Below are 17,061 nucleotides of genomic sequence, written 5' to 3' on the forward strand. Positions count from 1 at the left end.
AATCTATTTCATACATTGTTGACTATACAACAGAATGTAAATTAAGTCTACGGCAACATGAAAGGAAAGGATGGAGTGGATTTGACAGAGAGAAAAGCAACACCGAGCGGTGCAATCAAACGCGGCACGATCTTATTCATTATGATCATTGGCGCTTTTCTTGCGACGCTTAATCAGACCATCATGAGCGTAGCTACGCCGGAATTAATGATTGATTTGGACATTACGGCTGCGACCGCACAATGGCTGACAACAGGCTACTTGCTGGTGAATGGCGTACTGATTCCCATTACAGCTTACCTTATGCAGCGCTTTACGACACGGCAGCTATTCCTCACCTCGATGCTGACATTCTTCATCGGCACCGTCGTATCGGCTATCGCAACCGGGTTCCCTGTTCTTCTGACGGGCCGGATGATTCAAGCGGCCGGAGCTGGCATCATTATGCCGCTGTTGATGAACGTCATTCTAACACTCTTCCCGCCTGAGAAGAGGGGCGGCGCAATGGGGATGGTCGGGCTCGCAATTATTTTCGCTCCGGCTATCGGTCCTACGCTTGCTGGGTACATTCTTGAGAATTACGAATGGGAAATGATGTTCTATGGCATGATTCCGCTTGCCATTATTGTTATTGCGCTTGGATTTATTTATTTGCGCAACGTATCGGAAACGGTGGTTACGAAGATCGACATCCTCAGCGTTATCTTGTCCACCGTTGGCTTCGGTGCCGTACTGTACGGATTTAGCAGCGCCGGCTCCAAAGGCTGGTCTAGCACTGAAGTTATTGTAGGCATTATCGTGGGCGTAGTCGCGCTTGCTCTGTTCACGCTGCGTCAGCTTACGTCGAACAATCCGCTGCTTGATCTTAGAGCTTTCAAGTATAATATGTTTACTTTGACGACAATTATTAATATTGCCGTCACAATGGTGATGTACGCGGACATGATGCTGCTTCCATTGTATCTGCAAAGCGCCCGCGGCTACTCCGCGATCGAATCCGGCCTGCTCATGCTCCCTGGCGCACTCATCATGGGCTTCATGATGCCGGTAGCCGGCAAATTGTTCGATAAGTTCGGCGCGAAATGGCTGGCGGTCGCCGGTCTCGCCATTACAATTGTTACAACTCTCGGATTCATCAATCTGACGGATTCCACTAGCTTTACTTATCTCGTGCTCATGTCAACAGGCCGTCGTATCGGCATGGCATTGTTCATGATGCCGATCCAGACAGCTGGCTTGAACCAGCTGCCGAACAGGCTGAATGCACACGGTACAGCGATCTCCAACACAATCCGTCAAGTAGCTGGTGCTATCGGTACAGCACTGCTCGTAACGATCATGACCAACCGCGCTACGACGCATGCCAAAGAATTCATGACTTCCGGCGCAGCTCAGGGCTGGACGAAGGAACAGCTCACTACGAATGCTGCGATCGAAGGCATCAACGACGCTTACCTCGTCATTATCGGGATCGGAGTTATCGGGCTGCTGCTCTCGTTCTTCATTAAGCGCGTCAAGCAGGCCGAAGACGGCCCTGTTACAGCACCTTTGAAGAAAGCATCCGTGCAAGAAGCCTAAAAGAAATAGCGGTGCCAAGAGGTTACTCTTGAGCACCGCTATTTTATTGCTGCTGCAGAAATTACGCACCCGCCTGGGCGAGGGCTCTGTAGATACTCGCAATTTGCTGCTCCCCGCTTCCTCAGACTCGCCGCCGCTAGCTCTCGTCTTTCGCTGCCCGCTTGCCCTAGCCAATTGCCGCCGCTTGCCCCCTGCTAGCGCTCGAACACCACTGTTTCTGCATCTAGTGCAGTAATTTCTCAGCGTACCTCCTAGGTCGCACGCAAGTATGCATAAAATGCAGGCTTTTCCGCCGAAATATCTATATTAGTTAAAAAAATGAACCGGCAGCTCGATCCGAAACAACGAAGAATACTGCGTATCCTCCAGCAGCTCGATCGTTCCTCCGTGACGGGTAACAATTTTGCGGCAAATGGCCAATCCGAGCCCGGTGCCATCCTCCGATGGCGCGGTTCCGCGCACGAATTCTTCGAACAGCTGCTCGCGGTTCTCCTGCGGAAGCCCGACGCCGTTATCTCCGATCCAGAGCAGCACACGCCCTTCTTCCTCTCGGCATGCGGCATACAGCGTCGTACCCGGAGGATTATATTTCAGCGCGTTGCCGATCAAGTTGTCGACGACGCGGTTCATTTGCATCCGATCCATCAGGACGTACAGGGGCGCCTCTTCAATATCGATCTGCAGCTCGAATTGACGCTGCTCGATGTCGGTGTAACGCTCTGCAATATTTTGCTGCAGCCACTTCGTGACGTTGACCCGCTCCAGCTCCAGCTTCAGGTGAGGATCGTCCAGCTTCGCCAGCTCGAATAGGTCATGCACCAGCTGGCTCATATACGCCGCTTTATTATGGATATGCCGGACGTACCTCTGCTTATGGCTTTCATCCAGTTCATACTGCTCCAGCAGAAGCTGCGAGTAACCCATGATCGAGGTGATCGGCGTCTTCAAATCGTGGGACAGATGGAGCAGCAAATTTTGCCGATTAAGCTCTGCTTTCTCCTTATATACCGCAGCCGATTGCAGCCGCTCCGCCATGTCGTTGAAGGCGTCACGAATTTCGGCCAATTCCTTCTCCGCATAGAAATCAAGCCGCGTTGCATATTGCAATTGTTCCATTTCTTTAATCCCGGCAACAATTAACTGAAGCGGTCTCTTCACCTTGCGGACTGAATATGCCGTATAGTAATAAAGAGCGACACTGAGCAGCATGAGCATACAGCCTGCGAGTATCGATAACGCAATAAGCGTCATCTTGAGCGGCTCTTCTATTTTCCACAGCAGCGTGTACCGCTCCCCATTCGGTCCTTCGACCAGATAAGCATGATAAATAAGCGAGCCGCCGTTGCGTTGCAAATCCATTTGAGTGTACAGCCCGCCTTCCCCATACGACACGATCTCGTCTCGCTTCAGCCCTTCAACAGCGACGATGCTGCCTGATTCATCGACAAGCTCCAGCCATCCGCCGTACGGTTCAAGCAGCTCTCCTCTTAACGTACCCGTTGCTTCATTATAAAGCTGGCTAGCATCAATTCGTTGGAAGTTAGGCTCCTTCGCAATAAACCGATCCATAACGAAGTCCATCACCAATAGAGAAATGAATGTCACGAGGATCAATATTCCTATGATGGCTAAATAGTTCCGCAGAAACAGCCGGATGAGCGGCCGCCTGCCTAAGCGGTAGTTATCGTTTCTCAAATCGGTAGCCGAGCCCCCTGATCGTAATAAGATGGACGGGCTTCCTCGGATTATCCTCGATTTTGTCCCGCAGCTTGCTGATGTAGACCATGACGAGATTCTCGTCCCCCATATACTCCTCGCCCCATACTTGCTCATAGATTTGTGCCTTCGTATAGACGCGGCCTGCGTTACTCATCAATAAAGCGAGTATGCGGAATTCATACGACGTCATATCCTTCTTCTCGCCATGGACGTACAGCTGGCAGCTCTCCAAATCGAGCTTAATACCGGCAATTTCGATCTGCTCGCGGCGCTGATGGCTCATCTGAGCATACGATTCCGCTCGTCTGAACAAAGCTTGAATACGACTGACAACTTCAATCGGATTGAACGGCTTGCCAATATAATCGTCCGCTCCGAGCTGCAGGCCGTTAATGCGATCCATCGCGTCCGACTTGGCGGATAAGAACAAGAAAGGCACCTGCGACTGCTGCCGCATCGTCTTGAGCAGCTCGATCCCGTCCATCTCCGGCATCATCACATCGGCTAGGACAAGATCAATCCGCTCCTTCTGAAAGATCGCATACGCTTCCTTGCCGTTACCGGCTTCAAAGCAGCCGTATCCATAGTTGCGCAAGTATATGACGAGCAGCTCGCGGATTTCTTTATCATCGTCAATAACAAGAATCGATTTGATGAGTTAACCCTCCTAATCTACACGTATCCCTCCTGCCGCACGGCGATCCGGCTGCAGGAGGGCTCACTAGTTTTAATATAAATGGTCTGCGAACTTCGACAGAAGAGCAGCTGCTTCTTCTCTTAACATCGGATCATTCGGCCGGTACTGTACCGCACCGTTCGGAGACTCTGTCACGTCGGGCCCATATAATCTTTTCGCCACAACGTACTTAACCCCTCCTGCCGCCCATGGAGCAACGCTTCCTTCAAGCTTGGCATCAAGCGGCGCGGCATGCAGGTAGGCCACTGCCAAATTATAGACGATGGATGCCGCCTCCGCTCTCGTGATCGGTCTCAGCGGATGGAATTTACCGTCTCCCGCTCCTTTAATAATACCGAATTCATAAGCCGCTTGAATCTCTTGCTTATACGGACTGTCAACAATATCGGCAAATGCTGGCTGCTGCACAGATGGCGAAATGCCGGACCAGCGAATAAACCATTGGACGAACTCGCCCCTCGTTATCTTCTGTTTCGGATGGAACAGCTCATCTTCGTTATCTTGACTGATGACGCCAAGCTGGCGCAGGTGGTGAATGTTTTCGGAATAGAGATCATCGGCGGCGATATCGGGATAACGATGAGGCTCCGGCAGCTTTTGCGCCCAGCTGTCTGACTTCACGTCATAATAGAATGCGCGCACCGAGCCGTCCGAGTTTAATATGAACGCCGCCTTAACCCCGTTCTCATCCTGGTACAGCAGCGGTTCGAGCTCTGTAAGCTTATGCTCGCCAAGCGGATCGGCTGCGATCAATTGTCCATCCTCGACGCGAATACGAGTCGTCCACATCCGGTTACGCAGGTCGCCGTATACACCTTCGAATCGACTCAGAGATGACGCAGCGGAAGCGGCCGGCTTCACGGATTGAGTCAAGTCAGCCTCCTCTTCTGGAAAATAACGATCCATGAACGCCTCGAAGAACGGCAGGCGGAATTCAAAATCTTTGTTCACATTCAAATATACGCCAACCTTCTGCTCAGGCAGCAGCCACATGCCGCTGTGGTAGCCGGATTCGTCTCCGCCTTTCTCCACAACGTAATGCCCGTTATATACTTGCCGGTTCGAGTATTCGAAGCCGTATGCCATATTCGGCAGCTTCGAATGGATGGCAAGCTGCGGCTTATGCATCTCGGCTGTCGTCTCTTCCTTCAGAATGACCGCATCGCCAAGCTTGCCGCCTCCTAAGTGCGCCATCATGAACCGAGCCATGTCCGCTCCGGTCGAGAGCATTCCCCCCGCAGGCAATACGGACGGCACGGTCGTGTAGGCTGGAATGGGCTCGCCCTCCACGTTATATGGAACCGCCAAATTCTCCATCATGCGCGGCGTTAATCGGAACTCGCTGTTCACCATTCCCAGCGGCTTGTAGATATGTTCGCGTACATACTGCTCGAACGGCTGGCCTGATACTTGCTCGACAACATAGCCCTGCAGCGTAAAGCCAAAATTGTCATAGCGATAATATTGTCCAGGCTCCCGGATAATCGTTGGAACATGACTTTCCACGAACGATTGCAGAGGGATATCTCGTTCCAGGTCGTTCGTCCCCATCTCAGACGTGTCCCCGTATTCGAACCCGGTACTGTTCATTAGCAAGTCTCGCATTGTCAGCGGCGTATTGGTCTTGTTCGGGATGTTCAGCCTGCTCATGTAAGCAGACAGGTCGGTGTTCAAATCCAGCTTCCCTTGCTCCGCCAGCTGCATAACAGCGGTAGACGTCACGACCTTCGAGACCGATGCAATTCGGAACACGGTCGTATCCGGATCAACGGCAATCTTGCGCTCCACATCGGCATAGCCATACCCCTTGCTCGCTAACACTTCATCGCCTTGGACGACGACAGCGACGGCTCCTGCGATATTGTCGCGTATATCAGGCTGTGCCATGAACGTATCGAGAAACTGCTGAACGTCCTCCGCCTGCAGCGGATGGCCCTCTTGTCCTTGCACCGATGCAGCGAATGTCTGTTGTCCCAGCGCACCGCCTCCCAAGACACCTCCCGACAGCACAAGCGCCATTCCTAATGCCGTACTCGTACGCCACGCTTTCCATTTACTCATAATATTGATCTCCCTCTCTCCTAACGATTTATTATCCATCGTTAGAATAGCTGAGAGAGCTTAATGCGGATTCGATACAACCTTAATGTAATGTGAAAAATAAAGTCCCTCTGTCTTGTTAGAATCCAGAGGGACTTCATCTTCGCTATACGGTATCAAAGCGCTGAATTGGAATGCAGCAGTAGACTATACTCTTGGAATCGAAAAGAACTACTCGGGCTTGCGGCTTTCAACGCCCAAGAAAGCATGTACTCCGTGTGAAACTGGAAGCTCATCAATTGGTACTCGCCTCTCCAATTGTCGCTCCCATCGACCGGCACCTTGACCGTCGTCGGGGAAATGGCAAAGCCTTTGCCCAACGCTTTCAATATCGCTTCTTTACGAGTCCATATGGAGTAAAAGGCTTCGCGCTTTAATTGCTCGGTCGGCTGTCTATCCACATAATCCATCTCGTCCGACACAAAAGCTTTATCCATAACCATATATGGCGGCGGCACCATTCTTTCCACATCAAGACCTATTGGCCACTTGGAAAACGCACAAGCTACAATTCCCGAAGTATGCGATACATTAAAGTTCATCTTTGCCCCTTCTACGAACGGCTTGCCGTAAGCATTCTTCTTAAGGACGATTTCCTCCGGACGACAGCCCATACTTGTACTCATTACCGTCTTAATTAGAATGCGACCAATTATAAACTCTAATTTCTTAGATTCAACTAGATAGGAAGCGTAGACTCCCTTCTCTTCCTCGTCCAGAAGGTGGAGCCAGCGCGGCTCGATATCCGATACCTTATAATCGTCCGTTCTCACCCAATAGATCTCAAGTCCGCTGCCCCTTTGCCCCTCTTCCTCGAAGCTCAACAAATCGTAATCTCCTCAGCCTCAAGCACATCCTGCTTCAACAAGGCTACCAGATCTGACAAAATGGCGTACTCCACCTCTTTCAATGCTTGCAGCTCCTCGGCCATCTTCGCCAGCAGCTTAGGCTGAAAGGTCGCATTAAATTTGAATAGAACCATTCTTAATATATCGTAGCGTTCCACAACCTCCTCATAAGCTGTAATAATTTTGTCCAGCCCGTCACGATCGGTTATCAACTGCTTCTCTACCATATAGTTCATTCGTTTCTTCATTAACTCTTTATGTTCATGAAGGACCGAAATGGCTACATGGCGCAGCTCTTTCTCCGGATTATGCTTCGCCAGCACATCGCAGTATACGTCTATAATGTCTAGTCCATATACATCATAAATAGAAGCCCCCGGATTTCGGATTCCTCTCATATGTTCGGCAGAGCATTTGGACTCCAAATATTCTTCGAGATTCATGATGACATTGACCATGTCGAACTTATATTCCCGGTCCTCTCTTCTCTTATACAGGTATAAGCTTTGCGCCCAATCGATCTGGTCCGTAACCGCATCATAAGCCCGCAAGAAGTCCTGTATCTTAACCGCCGTTGGAACTAGCTGTCTAGCATGATCATATCCCAGTACATGCAGGACCTGTTCATCCAAATCAAAGCCATAAATGAGAATGTCTCGAATGAGGTGTATACGCTGGTGAAATTCTAGAGGCGGGAGAAAATACTCATCCATATAGCCGTGGAAATAGTAGCCTTTGCTAATCCCTCGTACAATCGTCTCCATTAGCTCATCATGGGACGTGAAATCGCTGCGAATCATATTGGTTGTACGAAAATGCGGAAACATATGATCCCAAATAAACAGCTCGTGGTAGGTAATCTCATTCGGCCCCGGAGTATCTTTGCTGCACGTTAACTGAATAAAATTGCTGTAAAACCATTCATCGAATTTATCATCCTCCTCCGGTACGATGGACATCGGCAAGGCGTAATGCATTCGTCCTTTGATCCTCGGAGAAAATATAGGAAGTTGAATGTTGCGTCTTAGCATAGGACAACTCCTTTATCGTTTAATAGACGACTCTCTAGTCGCCAATGCCTAGCGAACCAAGCCGGTTCTGGACATACGTAACGAGAGACGCGATGTTCTGAAAATTATCAATAATTAATTGTTCCTCTCCGAACTCGAATCCGAACTCATTCTCAAGCCGGAGTACAATCGTCATAAAGCTCATCGAGTCCAAATGAATACGGCTCAGCAGGCTTGTATGCTCCTCCAGCTGCCCGGTATGCTTCAACGTTTCCTTAATAATGGCCTCGACCTTCTCCTGAATCGTAGAAATGCTCATCATGACCCTCCCAGCTTTCCAGCAAAATGATCGTTTAGAAATTGCTCTAATATGGCAGCTTCCATGTCCTCTGCCTCGTAAAAGTTGTCATGCATCTCTTGGAGCAGAGATTGCTGACGGCTAATGGAGTACTTAACAGCGAGATTGCGGTTATGGAGCATCCGCTTCTCGATAGGGGCCAGACGCTCCGACCAAGCGCTGCCCGTTCCTGTCTGCTTCTCAGCAAATTCCACAGCCTCTCGCAAATGCTTCTTATGCTCCCAGATCAGATAGAACGGCCTTACATCGAACAGCGTCCTCAGCTGGCCTACTGCCTCCAAATATTGTCCCAGCTTAACTGCCCCCTGCTTCCCAATCGTATACCGCTCCGTATGATGTCCCGCGTTCAAATAATCTGAAAGCTGTTCGATTAACCGTTCTGGCTGAAACGTACAGCTCTGCTCCGGATTCGTTCTGAGCAAAGTACACAAGGACAGCTCCTCTGGATAAGGAGTGTGCTTCAGCCCTTCCTCCAAGGTCGAATTTCTTATCGCCTCACGAAGCGATTGCGAAGAGACCGTTCCCTTCGTATAAATCATTCTTTCGTTATAGCCGACAATGTGAAACCGGTCTACCGATTGTTCATATCCATAGACCATAAGGTCATGAACAAAATGCATTTTGCCGTACGAGAACCTTCCGGGAATGTAATAATCGTCGGCGTAGAGATAGACCGCGTAGCCCTGATGTAGATGGTCCATGACATAGGAGAGAGGGTCCTCCAACGCAGCGAGCTGCTCCATCGGGATCTCCCTTGTATCCAGCAGCGAACAATTCACACCCCTTGAAGGCTGCTGATAGAAATCGAATAGAGACAGCTCCAGCAAATTTCTCCCAATCACTTGATTCTGCCAAGCCACTTGAATGTACTGCGTATAAAACCATTGCGAAAAATCCGGATGGTTCGCCAATATCGATAACGGATAAGCGTGATGCAGACGCCCCCGGATGGGCGGCTCCCCCAAGCTAAGCTTCATTTCACTCACCGCCTCCCTTGAATGACTAAGTGTATTCAATATCCGGAACGACCTTCACGTAATGGAGATAATACGTGCATTCCCGCTCTCTACGGTCGTCCGGTACATCCGCCCCATCATCGACTAGCTGCATGTCATGCCATTGGCCGCCGACCTGGAAGGCGATTCTTTCTGCGGCATGGGCGCTGGCAAGGCAAGCAAGCTCAACAATGCTGCATCCCTCCGCTTCCGCAACTTCAACTCCATAGCTCCCTCTACCAAGGTCAAAGGTGATGACCAGGTTGTACCATTGATTGGCCGCATACCTCATAAGCTCCGCTTGGCCGCTGGCGTGGTAAGCGATAAGCCGTCCGTCCGGATTGAACCTAAGTCTGCCTATTTCAGCGCCATTGCCTGCCATTAACACGACTTGAAGCTGGCCGAAGGTGTCTTGGGCTGCCAGTAAGCCGAGCTTCACTCGCCCTTTCGTACACTTAGGAAAAGCTCGTTCTGCTGTCGCATGGCAGTAAGGGTCTGCGTTCGACATTTGTAAGCTCTGATTCTGCTCGTCGGGAGAAGCTGCAAGCAGGAACTGCGCCCATAGAGGACGGTAGAGCTGCCAATTGGACAGGACCTGCTCTGGCGGCAAGCAGAATCGCTCGTCTAGAGGCTCTGTTTCCTCCGTCTCCATGACAAGCGGAATTTTACTGACCCATAGATCCTCCTTGTTCATGCTGAAGGTCAGCCAGATCGAATCCCCGGGCGGATCTCCATTCCCTTCTGTAATCCCGCTTACGTAGTTCATTCCCCGATACTTATGCTGTCCCGCATATCTCCTTACAGGCACGTCGCCGCACAGCAAATCGATTCCCCGGAAAACAAGTCCATCGTCGCTTACCGAGATGGCCAGCGGCCATCGCTGCTCGTTCGATGGATTCGGATTGTAGGCCGCAATATACTTCCCGTTCCGAAGCCGCTGCGCCCACAGCTTGGACCCGGCCATCACGATGGACGTCTCGGTCCGCGGCCCATTCCAGCTCATTCCGTCATCATCGGAGACCGCGACCTGGGACCACTTGCCGAATACGACCACCTTCCCGCTCGGCAATTGATAGTGGACCGGAGCTTTCACGTTGACCAATGTGTACATTCCGTCCTGACTGCGATCCTCCTCCCACCAGGCAAGCGTGGCTAGACGGTCGGCAAGCAGCTCTTCACAGGCCTCAATAAAGCCTTTGTCATCCGACTCCGTATAGTGCGGGTAGCTCGTATTCGTTTCGTTCCAGCCAGCGTGGCGATTATACCGAATAAAATAAATAGGTCCCAGCCTTCCATCCCGATAGAGCTCCCGGACAACTCTGCCAATGCCTTTGCCATCGTTGGGCATCACCTCCGGACGAGGCGTAATGCCGTAGAAGCCTAGACAGAGCATTCGCTCCGCTTGTGTCGTATAAAATCCAGTACGCTGATGCATCATGGCGAAGCTTCCGGCATCCGCAGCACGGCCTGCCTCATCCCGGTACACCCCTTCGATAACAATCGGATAAGGTGGAAAGAGAGTGACCGGCTCCGTCCAATCGATACCGTTGTGCGAGCGGATCAGCATCGTCTGGCTTGGCGGACGATTCTCCTCAACCGGACAAGTAATGTACTGCAGCAGGAACATATGGTTCCAGTAAGCAAGCAGCGGGTTATGGTGGAAGGTCCAGCCACCTGCACCCGTGCGTTCTCTATGGGCCCGGACGATCTGATAATGGTGCACCCCTTTCACAGGCCGCAATCGTCCATCTGAATAACCTACATCAGCGTTAGCTCCCACATAACGAGGGAAACCGTTAACAGCAGCAGCTTCGGGTTTACCGACCAAATCATTCCCCCCTCTATTGATGACAGACGCCATACATCCCCCTCTCGGCTTCGACTAATTGCCCCAGCTCGACAAGGTGGTCCGCTAACGCTTTCCATTCGATGATCTCGTAGCGCAGCCGTGACGGAATTACGGTTCCCCCATGCAGCTCGGAGTAAATTTCGTACAAGGTTTTGGGAGCCGAGCAAACATGCAGCAGCTGCTTCAGTCTGGATCGGTAATGAGCTGCAATTCGTCCGCATACCGCAGCCAGCTCGGTAAACGGCTCGCCGTGACCCGGCAATACAAGTGTTGCGGGCAGCTGGGAGAGCATCTCAAGGCTAGGCAAGTAGCTCCTTAGCGGATACACATCAAAGCTGCAAGTGAAGTTCAGATTGGGGACCGTATCCGCCAGAATATGATCCCCCGCCAGAAGAATGCCGCTTCGCTCGCCGTACAATACAAGATGGCCCTCCGCATGTCCTTGTGTTTCGTATACCGTATAACGCTGTTCTCCCAGTTCAATGGCATGATCCGATAGGGTAACTACTTGAGGAAGCTCTGTCACCAGAGACTGGTATTGCTTCACCGATATCATCAGCCGGAATAGAATGGCATCCGGTATGCCGCAGGCTAAGTACAAATCCCGGATATGCTCGGCATAGGGGGAGTCCTCCCCCCATACATAATGCGCCTGCCGATAAGCTTTCTCCGACATGAACACCGGGGCATCCGTTAGGTGCTGCATCCAGCCCGCTAACCCGAAATGATCGATATGATGATGAGTGACGATAATCCGGTTAATATGCCGTGGACTTATTTCTAATGAGGCTAACGCCTTCATCCAGAGCGACTGCGTAGATTTCGTAGAAAAGCCGCAGTCGATTACGGTAAATCCGTCCGCCTCCTCCACCAGATAACAGTTCGTCGTCTGGGAGGAGCTGATGAACGGAACCGGAATCCGATATATGCCCGGTGCGACCGTACGTATGCCATTCATTTCACGTCCATCCTTACCATACAAACCTCGTATCGGACAGCCGCTTTTTGATCTCGGCGATAATACTCGCCTCTTCCGCTTCGTTCTTCGCTTCGAAGGTCACCGAGAACCGGACGAACCGCCCCGCCTCATCCCAAGGAACGGTCGAAATCAGCTTGTTCAGAATGAGATATTGAGAGAATTCCTCCGCAGTTTGAAAAGCTGGACCGTCGACGATTCCCTTCGGGCATTCCACATAAAGATAGAACGAGCCCTTCGGTTTATGAGCCGTAAACCCGCATTCCCGCAGCGCTTCCACCAGCATATCGTGTCTTCTGCTATATTTCTGAGCGGTCTTCTCCGTAATTTCCGGATGACGAAGACAGTAAATACCTGCGTGCTGAATCGCCATAAATTGACCGGAATCGCAGTTATCCTTAACCGCAGCGTACGCCTTCACCAATCGCTCGTTCCCGGCCACGAAGCCGAGCCGCCAGCCGGTCATATTAAACGACTTGGACAGAGATTGAATAGCCAGACCGACTTCCTTGGCACCGGATACGCTTAGGAAGGAAAGCGGAGGATGTCCGTCAAAGGTTAGCGCTGCATACGCCTCATCCGAAATTGCTATGACTTCATTGTCATAACAGAATCGAACCACTTGCTCGTAAAACTCCCGGGTTGCCGAAGCACCTGTCGGGTTATTGGGGTAGTTGATGTATAATAGCTTAGCCTTCTTCCTGATCTCTTCCGGAATGAGGTCGAGATTAGGCAGAAACCCGTTATCCCGGGTCAGCGGCAGCGGGTAGACCGAGCCGCCAAGCCACTTGGTATGCGTGCCCAGCACCGGATAGCCAGGAACGGTCATCAGCGTAATATCCCCCGGATTAATGAAGGCGGCCGGGATTTGCGAGAGCGCAGCCTTAGAGCCGATAGCATGGTTAATTTCCTTGGCAGGGTCCAGCCCTTTGACCTGAAACACTTGCTCCATATAGTCGGCAGCCGCCCGATTGAACGCCATCGTGCCGTTATCGGAGTAGAACCGATTCTCCTTACGCTGAGCTTCCCGGTACAATACTTCTACGGCTTCCCGATCCGCCATCCAGTCCGGTTCGCCTAATCCCATATCAATGAGAAGCGTGTCTGGATTAGCGGCCCTCGCCTGTTCTCTGGCTTGCCTGATCTTCTCAAATTTATAAACCTCCGTTGCTTGTCCGAATTGTACCCCGCCAATTCGTTCAGCAAACACGTTCTGGATGGAGAATAACCCCCTGCTCATTAGACTCTCTCCTGTTCCGAGTGAATCGAATAATAGAGATCGACCAGCTCGCGACGCTTGACCTTCCCTACACCGCTTCGCGGAATGGATGGGATAAGAATCACCTTCTGAGGATGCTTGTACGGGGCGAGTCTCTCCTGGCAGTGGTGAATAATCGCTGTCGGTGTAACCTCCGGCGTGCATACTACGAATGCCACCGGATATTCAGAGGTCAGGCTTTGGTTCGAAACTCCAATCACGGCAACCTCCTCGACCCCTTCAATGCTCAGAATGGAGTTTTCCACCTCCGTCGGATCTAGCTTCTTGCCGGCGACGTTAATCATATCGCTGTTCCTTCCGACAACGTACAGGCAGCCGTTGCGAATGAAGCCGCGATCGGTCGTCTGATAATAGCCGTCTGGCGTTACCATGCTGGCGTATGAGGATGGATAATTGTAGTAGCCCTTCGCCATAGAGGCAGTTTTAATTTGCAGCGTGCCGACCTCATCACCAGCCACCTCTCGACCGTCCTCATCCACGATCCGAATGTGCACGCCATCAATCGGCTTGCCTAACGAATCCGGAGCCGTCCCGTCGTTGAAGGTAGCCGGACCCGCTTCGACAATGCCGTAGTAATCACATATTTTGATGCCGGTCTGCTCCTCGAACGACTGCTTGATGTTGTAATGCAGCGGAGCAGAGGAGGACACGCACAGCCGCAGCGGATGATCGTGGTTCAAATAATGCGACTTGTTGAGCATGTCGAAAACGACAGGGAACGCGACGAGGACAGAAGCGTTATGGCGGGTGACGAGCTCCCAGATCGACTTAGGACTAATATTTTTGTGAATGATTAAGCAAGCGCCGGACATAAAGACGGATAACAGCGAGGTGTTGAACGCTAATCCGTTATGGAACAGCGCCGTACACAGCACTTTGTCCTCTGCCGTCATTCCGGTTGCGGCGGCCCAATTGGCCGCCGCGTTCATAATCGCTTCAGCCGTAAACATTAAACATTTCGGCTTACCCGTCGTCCCGGAGGAGAAGCGGCATACCGCAACATCGATAAATTCATCTGGATCGTAGTCCGGATGCTCATCCTCATAGAGCTCATAACGAACAACCCCCTTGCTGTCCATCGTAATTAAGGAGCCCAGATGATAGCTCTCCCGAATGACCTTAATCTCCTCCTGCGTAAGGGTCGCGTCGATCAGCATCGGAATAAATCCTTGCTGCAAGAGCCCGTAGTAGACGAACAAATAGTTAGGGTGGTTCTTCATGCAAATACCAACCGGGTAACGGTTCGTAATAGCCGCTGCCGCTTGCTGCCCGTATACTTCTATTTGCTCCATCATTTCCTGATAGGTATAGGACACCCCGTCATACACGATTGCTGTATGGTCCGAATATTTGGATGCACTTTCCTCCATTCGGTCAAGAATCAATTGAACTCCCCCCTTGGGTATACTTGAGCCTTCCTTATGCTTCGGCTTGTTCAGATAGTAGCGGTCAAGCTTGATTTGAAAATTGGCGTTCCGGTCTTCCTTGCCCAATACTCCGGCATACACAAATTCGATATTCTCATCGGCTCCGAACAGCTCTCTTGCCTCCGTATCGTAATAGCCGCCAATCGCTGAATAACCCAGGCCAATCTCCTCGCACTTGAGATACAGCAGCTGCGACAGATTGCCCGCATCTATTAACCGCTGCCGCATCGTCCATGCCGGTTGCGTTCGGATGGAATCGAGATTCACAGCGTAGAACAGCAGGATCGCGCTGTCGTAGACAAACGCCTGATCCAGGCACAGCTCGGTAGACTGCTGCCGGAAATCTCCTTGCCGCAGCAGTACCATTGACCTGCCGTTCAACTGATACAGGCCCGGCTCAAGATGTTCAACCCCATGGACAACGGCGTAGCAGGTTATCGCATCCTCGTAGTCATATATAATAGAAGCGATTGAATTAAATTGTCCTTCAGAGATCGAGGTACGCAGAAAGGCGGAGCAGGATCGGCGTTGAAATAGCAGCGAGCTAAGCTTGTCCGCCTCTTCCCAAGGCTTCCTCATACGGAACGGATGAATCCAATTCGCATCCGGCTCTCCCGCGTCCTCATTCATTTGCTGCCTGATCTGATGGATAGCCGACCAATCAAAGGATGCCTCGTTATCGTCAGGTTCTCTCAGATGACGGCAATACGATATTTGCTCCTGCTTGTAAGCCCGCTCATGCCCTGCAGCTTGTCCGGCGCCTTCTCTTGTGACGCAAATAATGCTCACAGCTTCTTCGCTCTCATCCGTATGAAGCAGCGACCGAAGATAGTCTGTGCGCAGCTGGGTATACGTCGTGGAGGAAAGCTTCAGCGCTTTCATAACCGTCTGAAAGTTGCACAGCAAATGGCCCGTATCGATATAGGTAAATCGGTATCCCCGGTTCGAGTACTTCCAGCAGCTTCTCCACGGAATAATGGTGCTCACAATGTAGAAGTCGGCATTGCGATCTTCCGGCAGCAAAGACTGGTCCAGCAAGTAAAGGTTCTCGTTCCCGGAAATATAAAACAATGAAGCACTCGTAGCAGAGTAGTAATACACACCAGGACGCATACCTTCTACATGGCGTATGACCAGGTATACCTCGAACGGATAACAGGCTCCCGCCGACGGCACGGTCCACACCATCTCCGACTGATAGCCGTAGAACTTTACCGATGTAATCCCGTAGGCCATCATGAGTATTCTCTCGACTAACTGCAAATCGACTGCATCCGTCTCATTCCATTGCCCCTCTGTCAGAAGCCTTGTTTTTAGCCTTTGATACGTTCCCTCATATCGCTTGAATCGCTCTGGACGGGGGGGCGTCTGGAAACGGCTTCCCGAATACTCGTTGCCCTTACGGTTGCGGGTCAACGAGTATAAAGCACAGTCTTGAGCCTGAATCGGCATTTCCTTCGTTAATGAGGACGGCGCATCTTTCATTCCTTTCCCTCCATCGCAAATGATCGATCGACCATGCGGCACCAGTAAGCCCAATACTCCCTAACCGCTGTTGATCCGAATATAATTTTGCTCTTAATCTTGGCTTCCCGATCCTCAGTCCACGAATACGGGATGCCCGCTGATTGTGCAATAAGCTGCAGCCTGCATGCATTCTCCAATACGACAGCCCATGTCACCGTCTCCGGTATCGTCCTTCCTGCTGCGACTATCCCGTGGTTTTTGAGCAGCATCGTGTTGGAATTAGAGAGCGCCTTCGCCACTTGATCTCCGACTTTCATATTCGTGACCGTATTCGTTGTTAAATCGAAGCGGGCTGTATTCATAATAGGCGTGGCATCATGCGTAATCGGGCGAAGCGGCAGCTCAGTAGCGCTGAACACCATCGCATAGGGAGGATGGGAGTGTATGATGCAGCGCACATCCGGCCGCGCTTTATAGATTTGCGTATGCAAGGGCCACTCGGCAGGAATCGGTCCCTCATCGAGCGCGTTCCCTTCCTGATCGATTCGCAGGAAGTCCGCTTCCGTCGTTTCTTCCCACCCCAGGAACGCCTTCTTAATCCAGATCAAGCCATCATCGTCACGGTAAGAGATTTGTCCATTATTGATATCAACGTGTCCATTCAAATACAATATTTTGGCCGCGTACGTTAAGGTCTTCGCCAAGGAGATTGGATCTGCCGCAGCTACTGACTCAACCGTCTCCACTTCAACTGCCCC

Annotated in this window: 13 protein-coding genes; 1 reads left to right on the forward strand and 12 read right to left on the reverse strand. The window is 51.3% G+C overall.

Annotated features, from left to right (window positions below; translation table 11 throughout):
• Nucleotides 1-57: 57 nt before the first annotated feature.
• Nucleotides 58-1,578 carry a DHA2 family efflux MFS transporter permease subunit gene (locus PXY01_RS17045; protein WP_127571475.1) on the forward strand — a complete coding sequence of 507 codons (1,521 nt, stop codon included), beginning with the start codon at nt 58-60 and terminating at the stop codon, nt 1,576-1,578.
• A gap of 306 nt (nt 1,579-1,884) precedes the next feature.
• Here the strand turns inward: PXY01_RS17045 and PXY01_RS17050 are convergent, their stop codons facing one another.
• From PXY01_RS17050 to PXY01_RS17105, 12 genes are all read right to left on the reverse strand, one after another.
• Nucleotides 1,885-3,273, reverse strand: a complete 1,389-nt coding sequence (locus tag PXY01_RS17050; RefSeq protein WP_246027986.1) for a HAMP domain-containing sensor histidine kinase — start codon at nt 3,271-3,273, stop codon at nt 1,885-1,887.
• A complete protein-coding gene (locus tag PXY01_RS17055; protein ID WP_127571477.1) occupies nt 3,260-3,952 on the reverse strand; it encodes a response regulator transcription factor in 693 nt (230 codons plus the stop codon). Before PXY01_RS17055 ends, PXY01_RS17050 begins: the two co-directional genes overlap by 14 nt.
• A 72-nt stretch (nt 3,953-4,024) precedes the next feature.
• Nucleotides 4,025-6,055 (reverse strand): serine hydrolase domain-containing protein, encoded by a 2,031-nt coding sequence (locus PXY01_RS17060; protein ID WP_246027988.1) that lies wholly within the window; start codon nt 6,053-6,055, stop codon nt 4,025-4,027.
• A gap of 155 nt (nt 6,056-6,210) precedes the next feature.
• On the reverse strand, nt 6,211-6,921 hold the full coding sequence (locus PXY01_RS17065) for a 4'-phosphopantetheinyl transferase family protein (protein WP_127571479.1): 711 nt from the start codon (nt 6,919-6,921) through the stop codon (nt 6,211-6,213).
• Nucleotides 6,915-7,919, reverse strand: coding sequence for a hypothetical protein (locus PXY01_RS17070; protein ID WP_127571481.1), 1,005 nt, complete (start codon nt 7,917-7,919; stop codon nt 6,915-6,917). Before PXY01_RS17070 ends, PXY01_RS17065 begins: the two co-directional genes overlap by 7 nt.
• A gap of 88 nt (nt 7,920-8,007) precedes the next feature.
• A complete protein-coding gene (locus PXY01_RS17075) occupies nt 8,008-8,271 on the reverse strand; it encodes an acyl carrier protein (protein ID WP_164744475.1) in 264 nt (87 codons plus the stop codon).
• Nucleotides 8,271-9,287 carry a hypothetical protein gene (locus PXY01_RS17080; protein WP_127571485.1) on the reverse strand — a complete coding sequence of 339 codons (1,017 nt, stop codon included), beginning with the start codon at nt 9,285-9,287 and terminating at the stop codon, nt 8,271-8,273. The genes PXY01_RS17075 and PXY01_RS17080 overlap by 1 nt, the downstream gene beginning before the upstream one ends.
• Nucleotides 9,288-9,312: 25 nt before the next feature.
• Nucleotides 9,313-11,133 (reverse strand): sialidase/neuraminidase family protein, encoded by a 1,821-nt coding sequence (locus tag PXY01_RS17085; RefSeq protein ID WP_127571487.1) that lies wholly within the window; start codon nt 11,131-11,133, stop codon nt 9,313-9,315.
• Between the two features lie 13 nt (nt 11,134-11,146).
• A complete protein-coding gene (locus tag PXY01_RS17090; RefSeq protein WP_127571489.1) occupies nt 11,147-12,112 on the reverse strand; it encodes an MBL fold metallo-hydrolase in 966 nt (321 codons plus the stop codon).
• Between the two features lie 13 nt (nt 12,113-12,125).
• Nucleotides 12,126-13,370, reverse strand: a complete 1,245-nt coding sequence (locus PXY01_RS17095; RefSeq protein ID WP_127571491.1) for an LL-diaminopimelate aminotransferase — start codon at nt 13,368-13,370, stop codon at nt 12,126-12,128.
• Nucleotides 13,370-16,321, reverse strand: a complete 2,952-nt coding sequence (locus tag PXY01_RS17100) for an AMP-binding protein (protein WP_246027989.1) — start codon at nt 16,319-16,321, stop codon at nt 13,370-13,372. Before PXY01_RS17100 ends, PXY01_RS17095 begins: the two co-directional genes overlap by 1 nt.
• Complete coding sequence (locus PXY01_RS17105; RefSeq protein ID WP_246027990.1) at nt 16,318-17,049, reverse strand: class II aldolase/adducin family protein; 732 nt, start codon at nt 17,047-17,049, stop codon at nt 16,318-16,320. The genes PXY01_RS17100 and PXY01_RS17105 overlap by 4 nt, the downstream gene beginning before the upstream one ends.
• Nucleotides 17,050-17,061: the final 12 nt, after the last annotated feature.

Origin of the sequence: Paenibacillus xylaniclasticus (genome assembly GCF_004001065.1) — a bacterium.
GTDB classification, from domain to species: domain Bacteria; phylum Bacillota; class Bacilli; order Paenibacillales; family Paenibacillaceae; genus Paenibacillus_T; species Paenibacillus_T xylaniclasticus.

What these genes read in the sequence shown, in the direction of transcription:
- PXY01_RS17070 (WP_127571481.1), bottom strand. Translation starts at nt 7,919, where the DNA reads ATGCATTACGCCTTGCCGATGTCCATCGTACCGGAGGAGGATGATAAA.
- PXY01_RS17095 (WP_127571491.1), bottom strand. Translation starts at nt 13,370, where the DNA reads ATGAGCAGGGGGTTATTCTCCATCCAGAACGTGTTTGCTGAACGAATT.
- PXY01_RS17045 (WP_127571475.1), top strand. Translation starts at nt 58, where the DNA reads ATGAAAGGAAAGGATGGAGTGGATTTGACAGAGAGAAAAGCAACACCG.
- PXY01_RS17100 (WP_246027989.1), bottom strand. Translation starts at nt 16,321, where the DNA reads ATGAAAGATGCGCCGTCCTCATTAACGAAGGAAATGCCGATTCAGGCT.
- PXY01_RS17090 (WP_127571489.1), bottom strand. Translation starts at nt 12,112, where the DNA reads ATGAATGGCATACGTACGGTCGCACCGGGCATATATCGGATTCCGGTT.
- PXY01_RS17080 (WP_127571485.1), bottom strand. Translation starts at nt 9,287, where the DNA reads ATGAAGCTTAGCTTGGGGGAGCCGCCCATCCGGGGGCGTCTGCATCAC.
- PXY01_RS17075 (WP_164744475.1), bottom strand. Translation starts at nt 8,271, where the DNA reads ATGAGCATTTCTACGATTCAGGAGAAGGTCGAGGCCATTATTAAGGAA.
- PXY01_RS17060 (WP_246027988.1), bottom strand. Translation starts at nt 6,055, where the DNA reads ATGAGTAAATGGAAAGCGTGGCGTACGAGTACGGCATTAGGAATGGCG.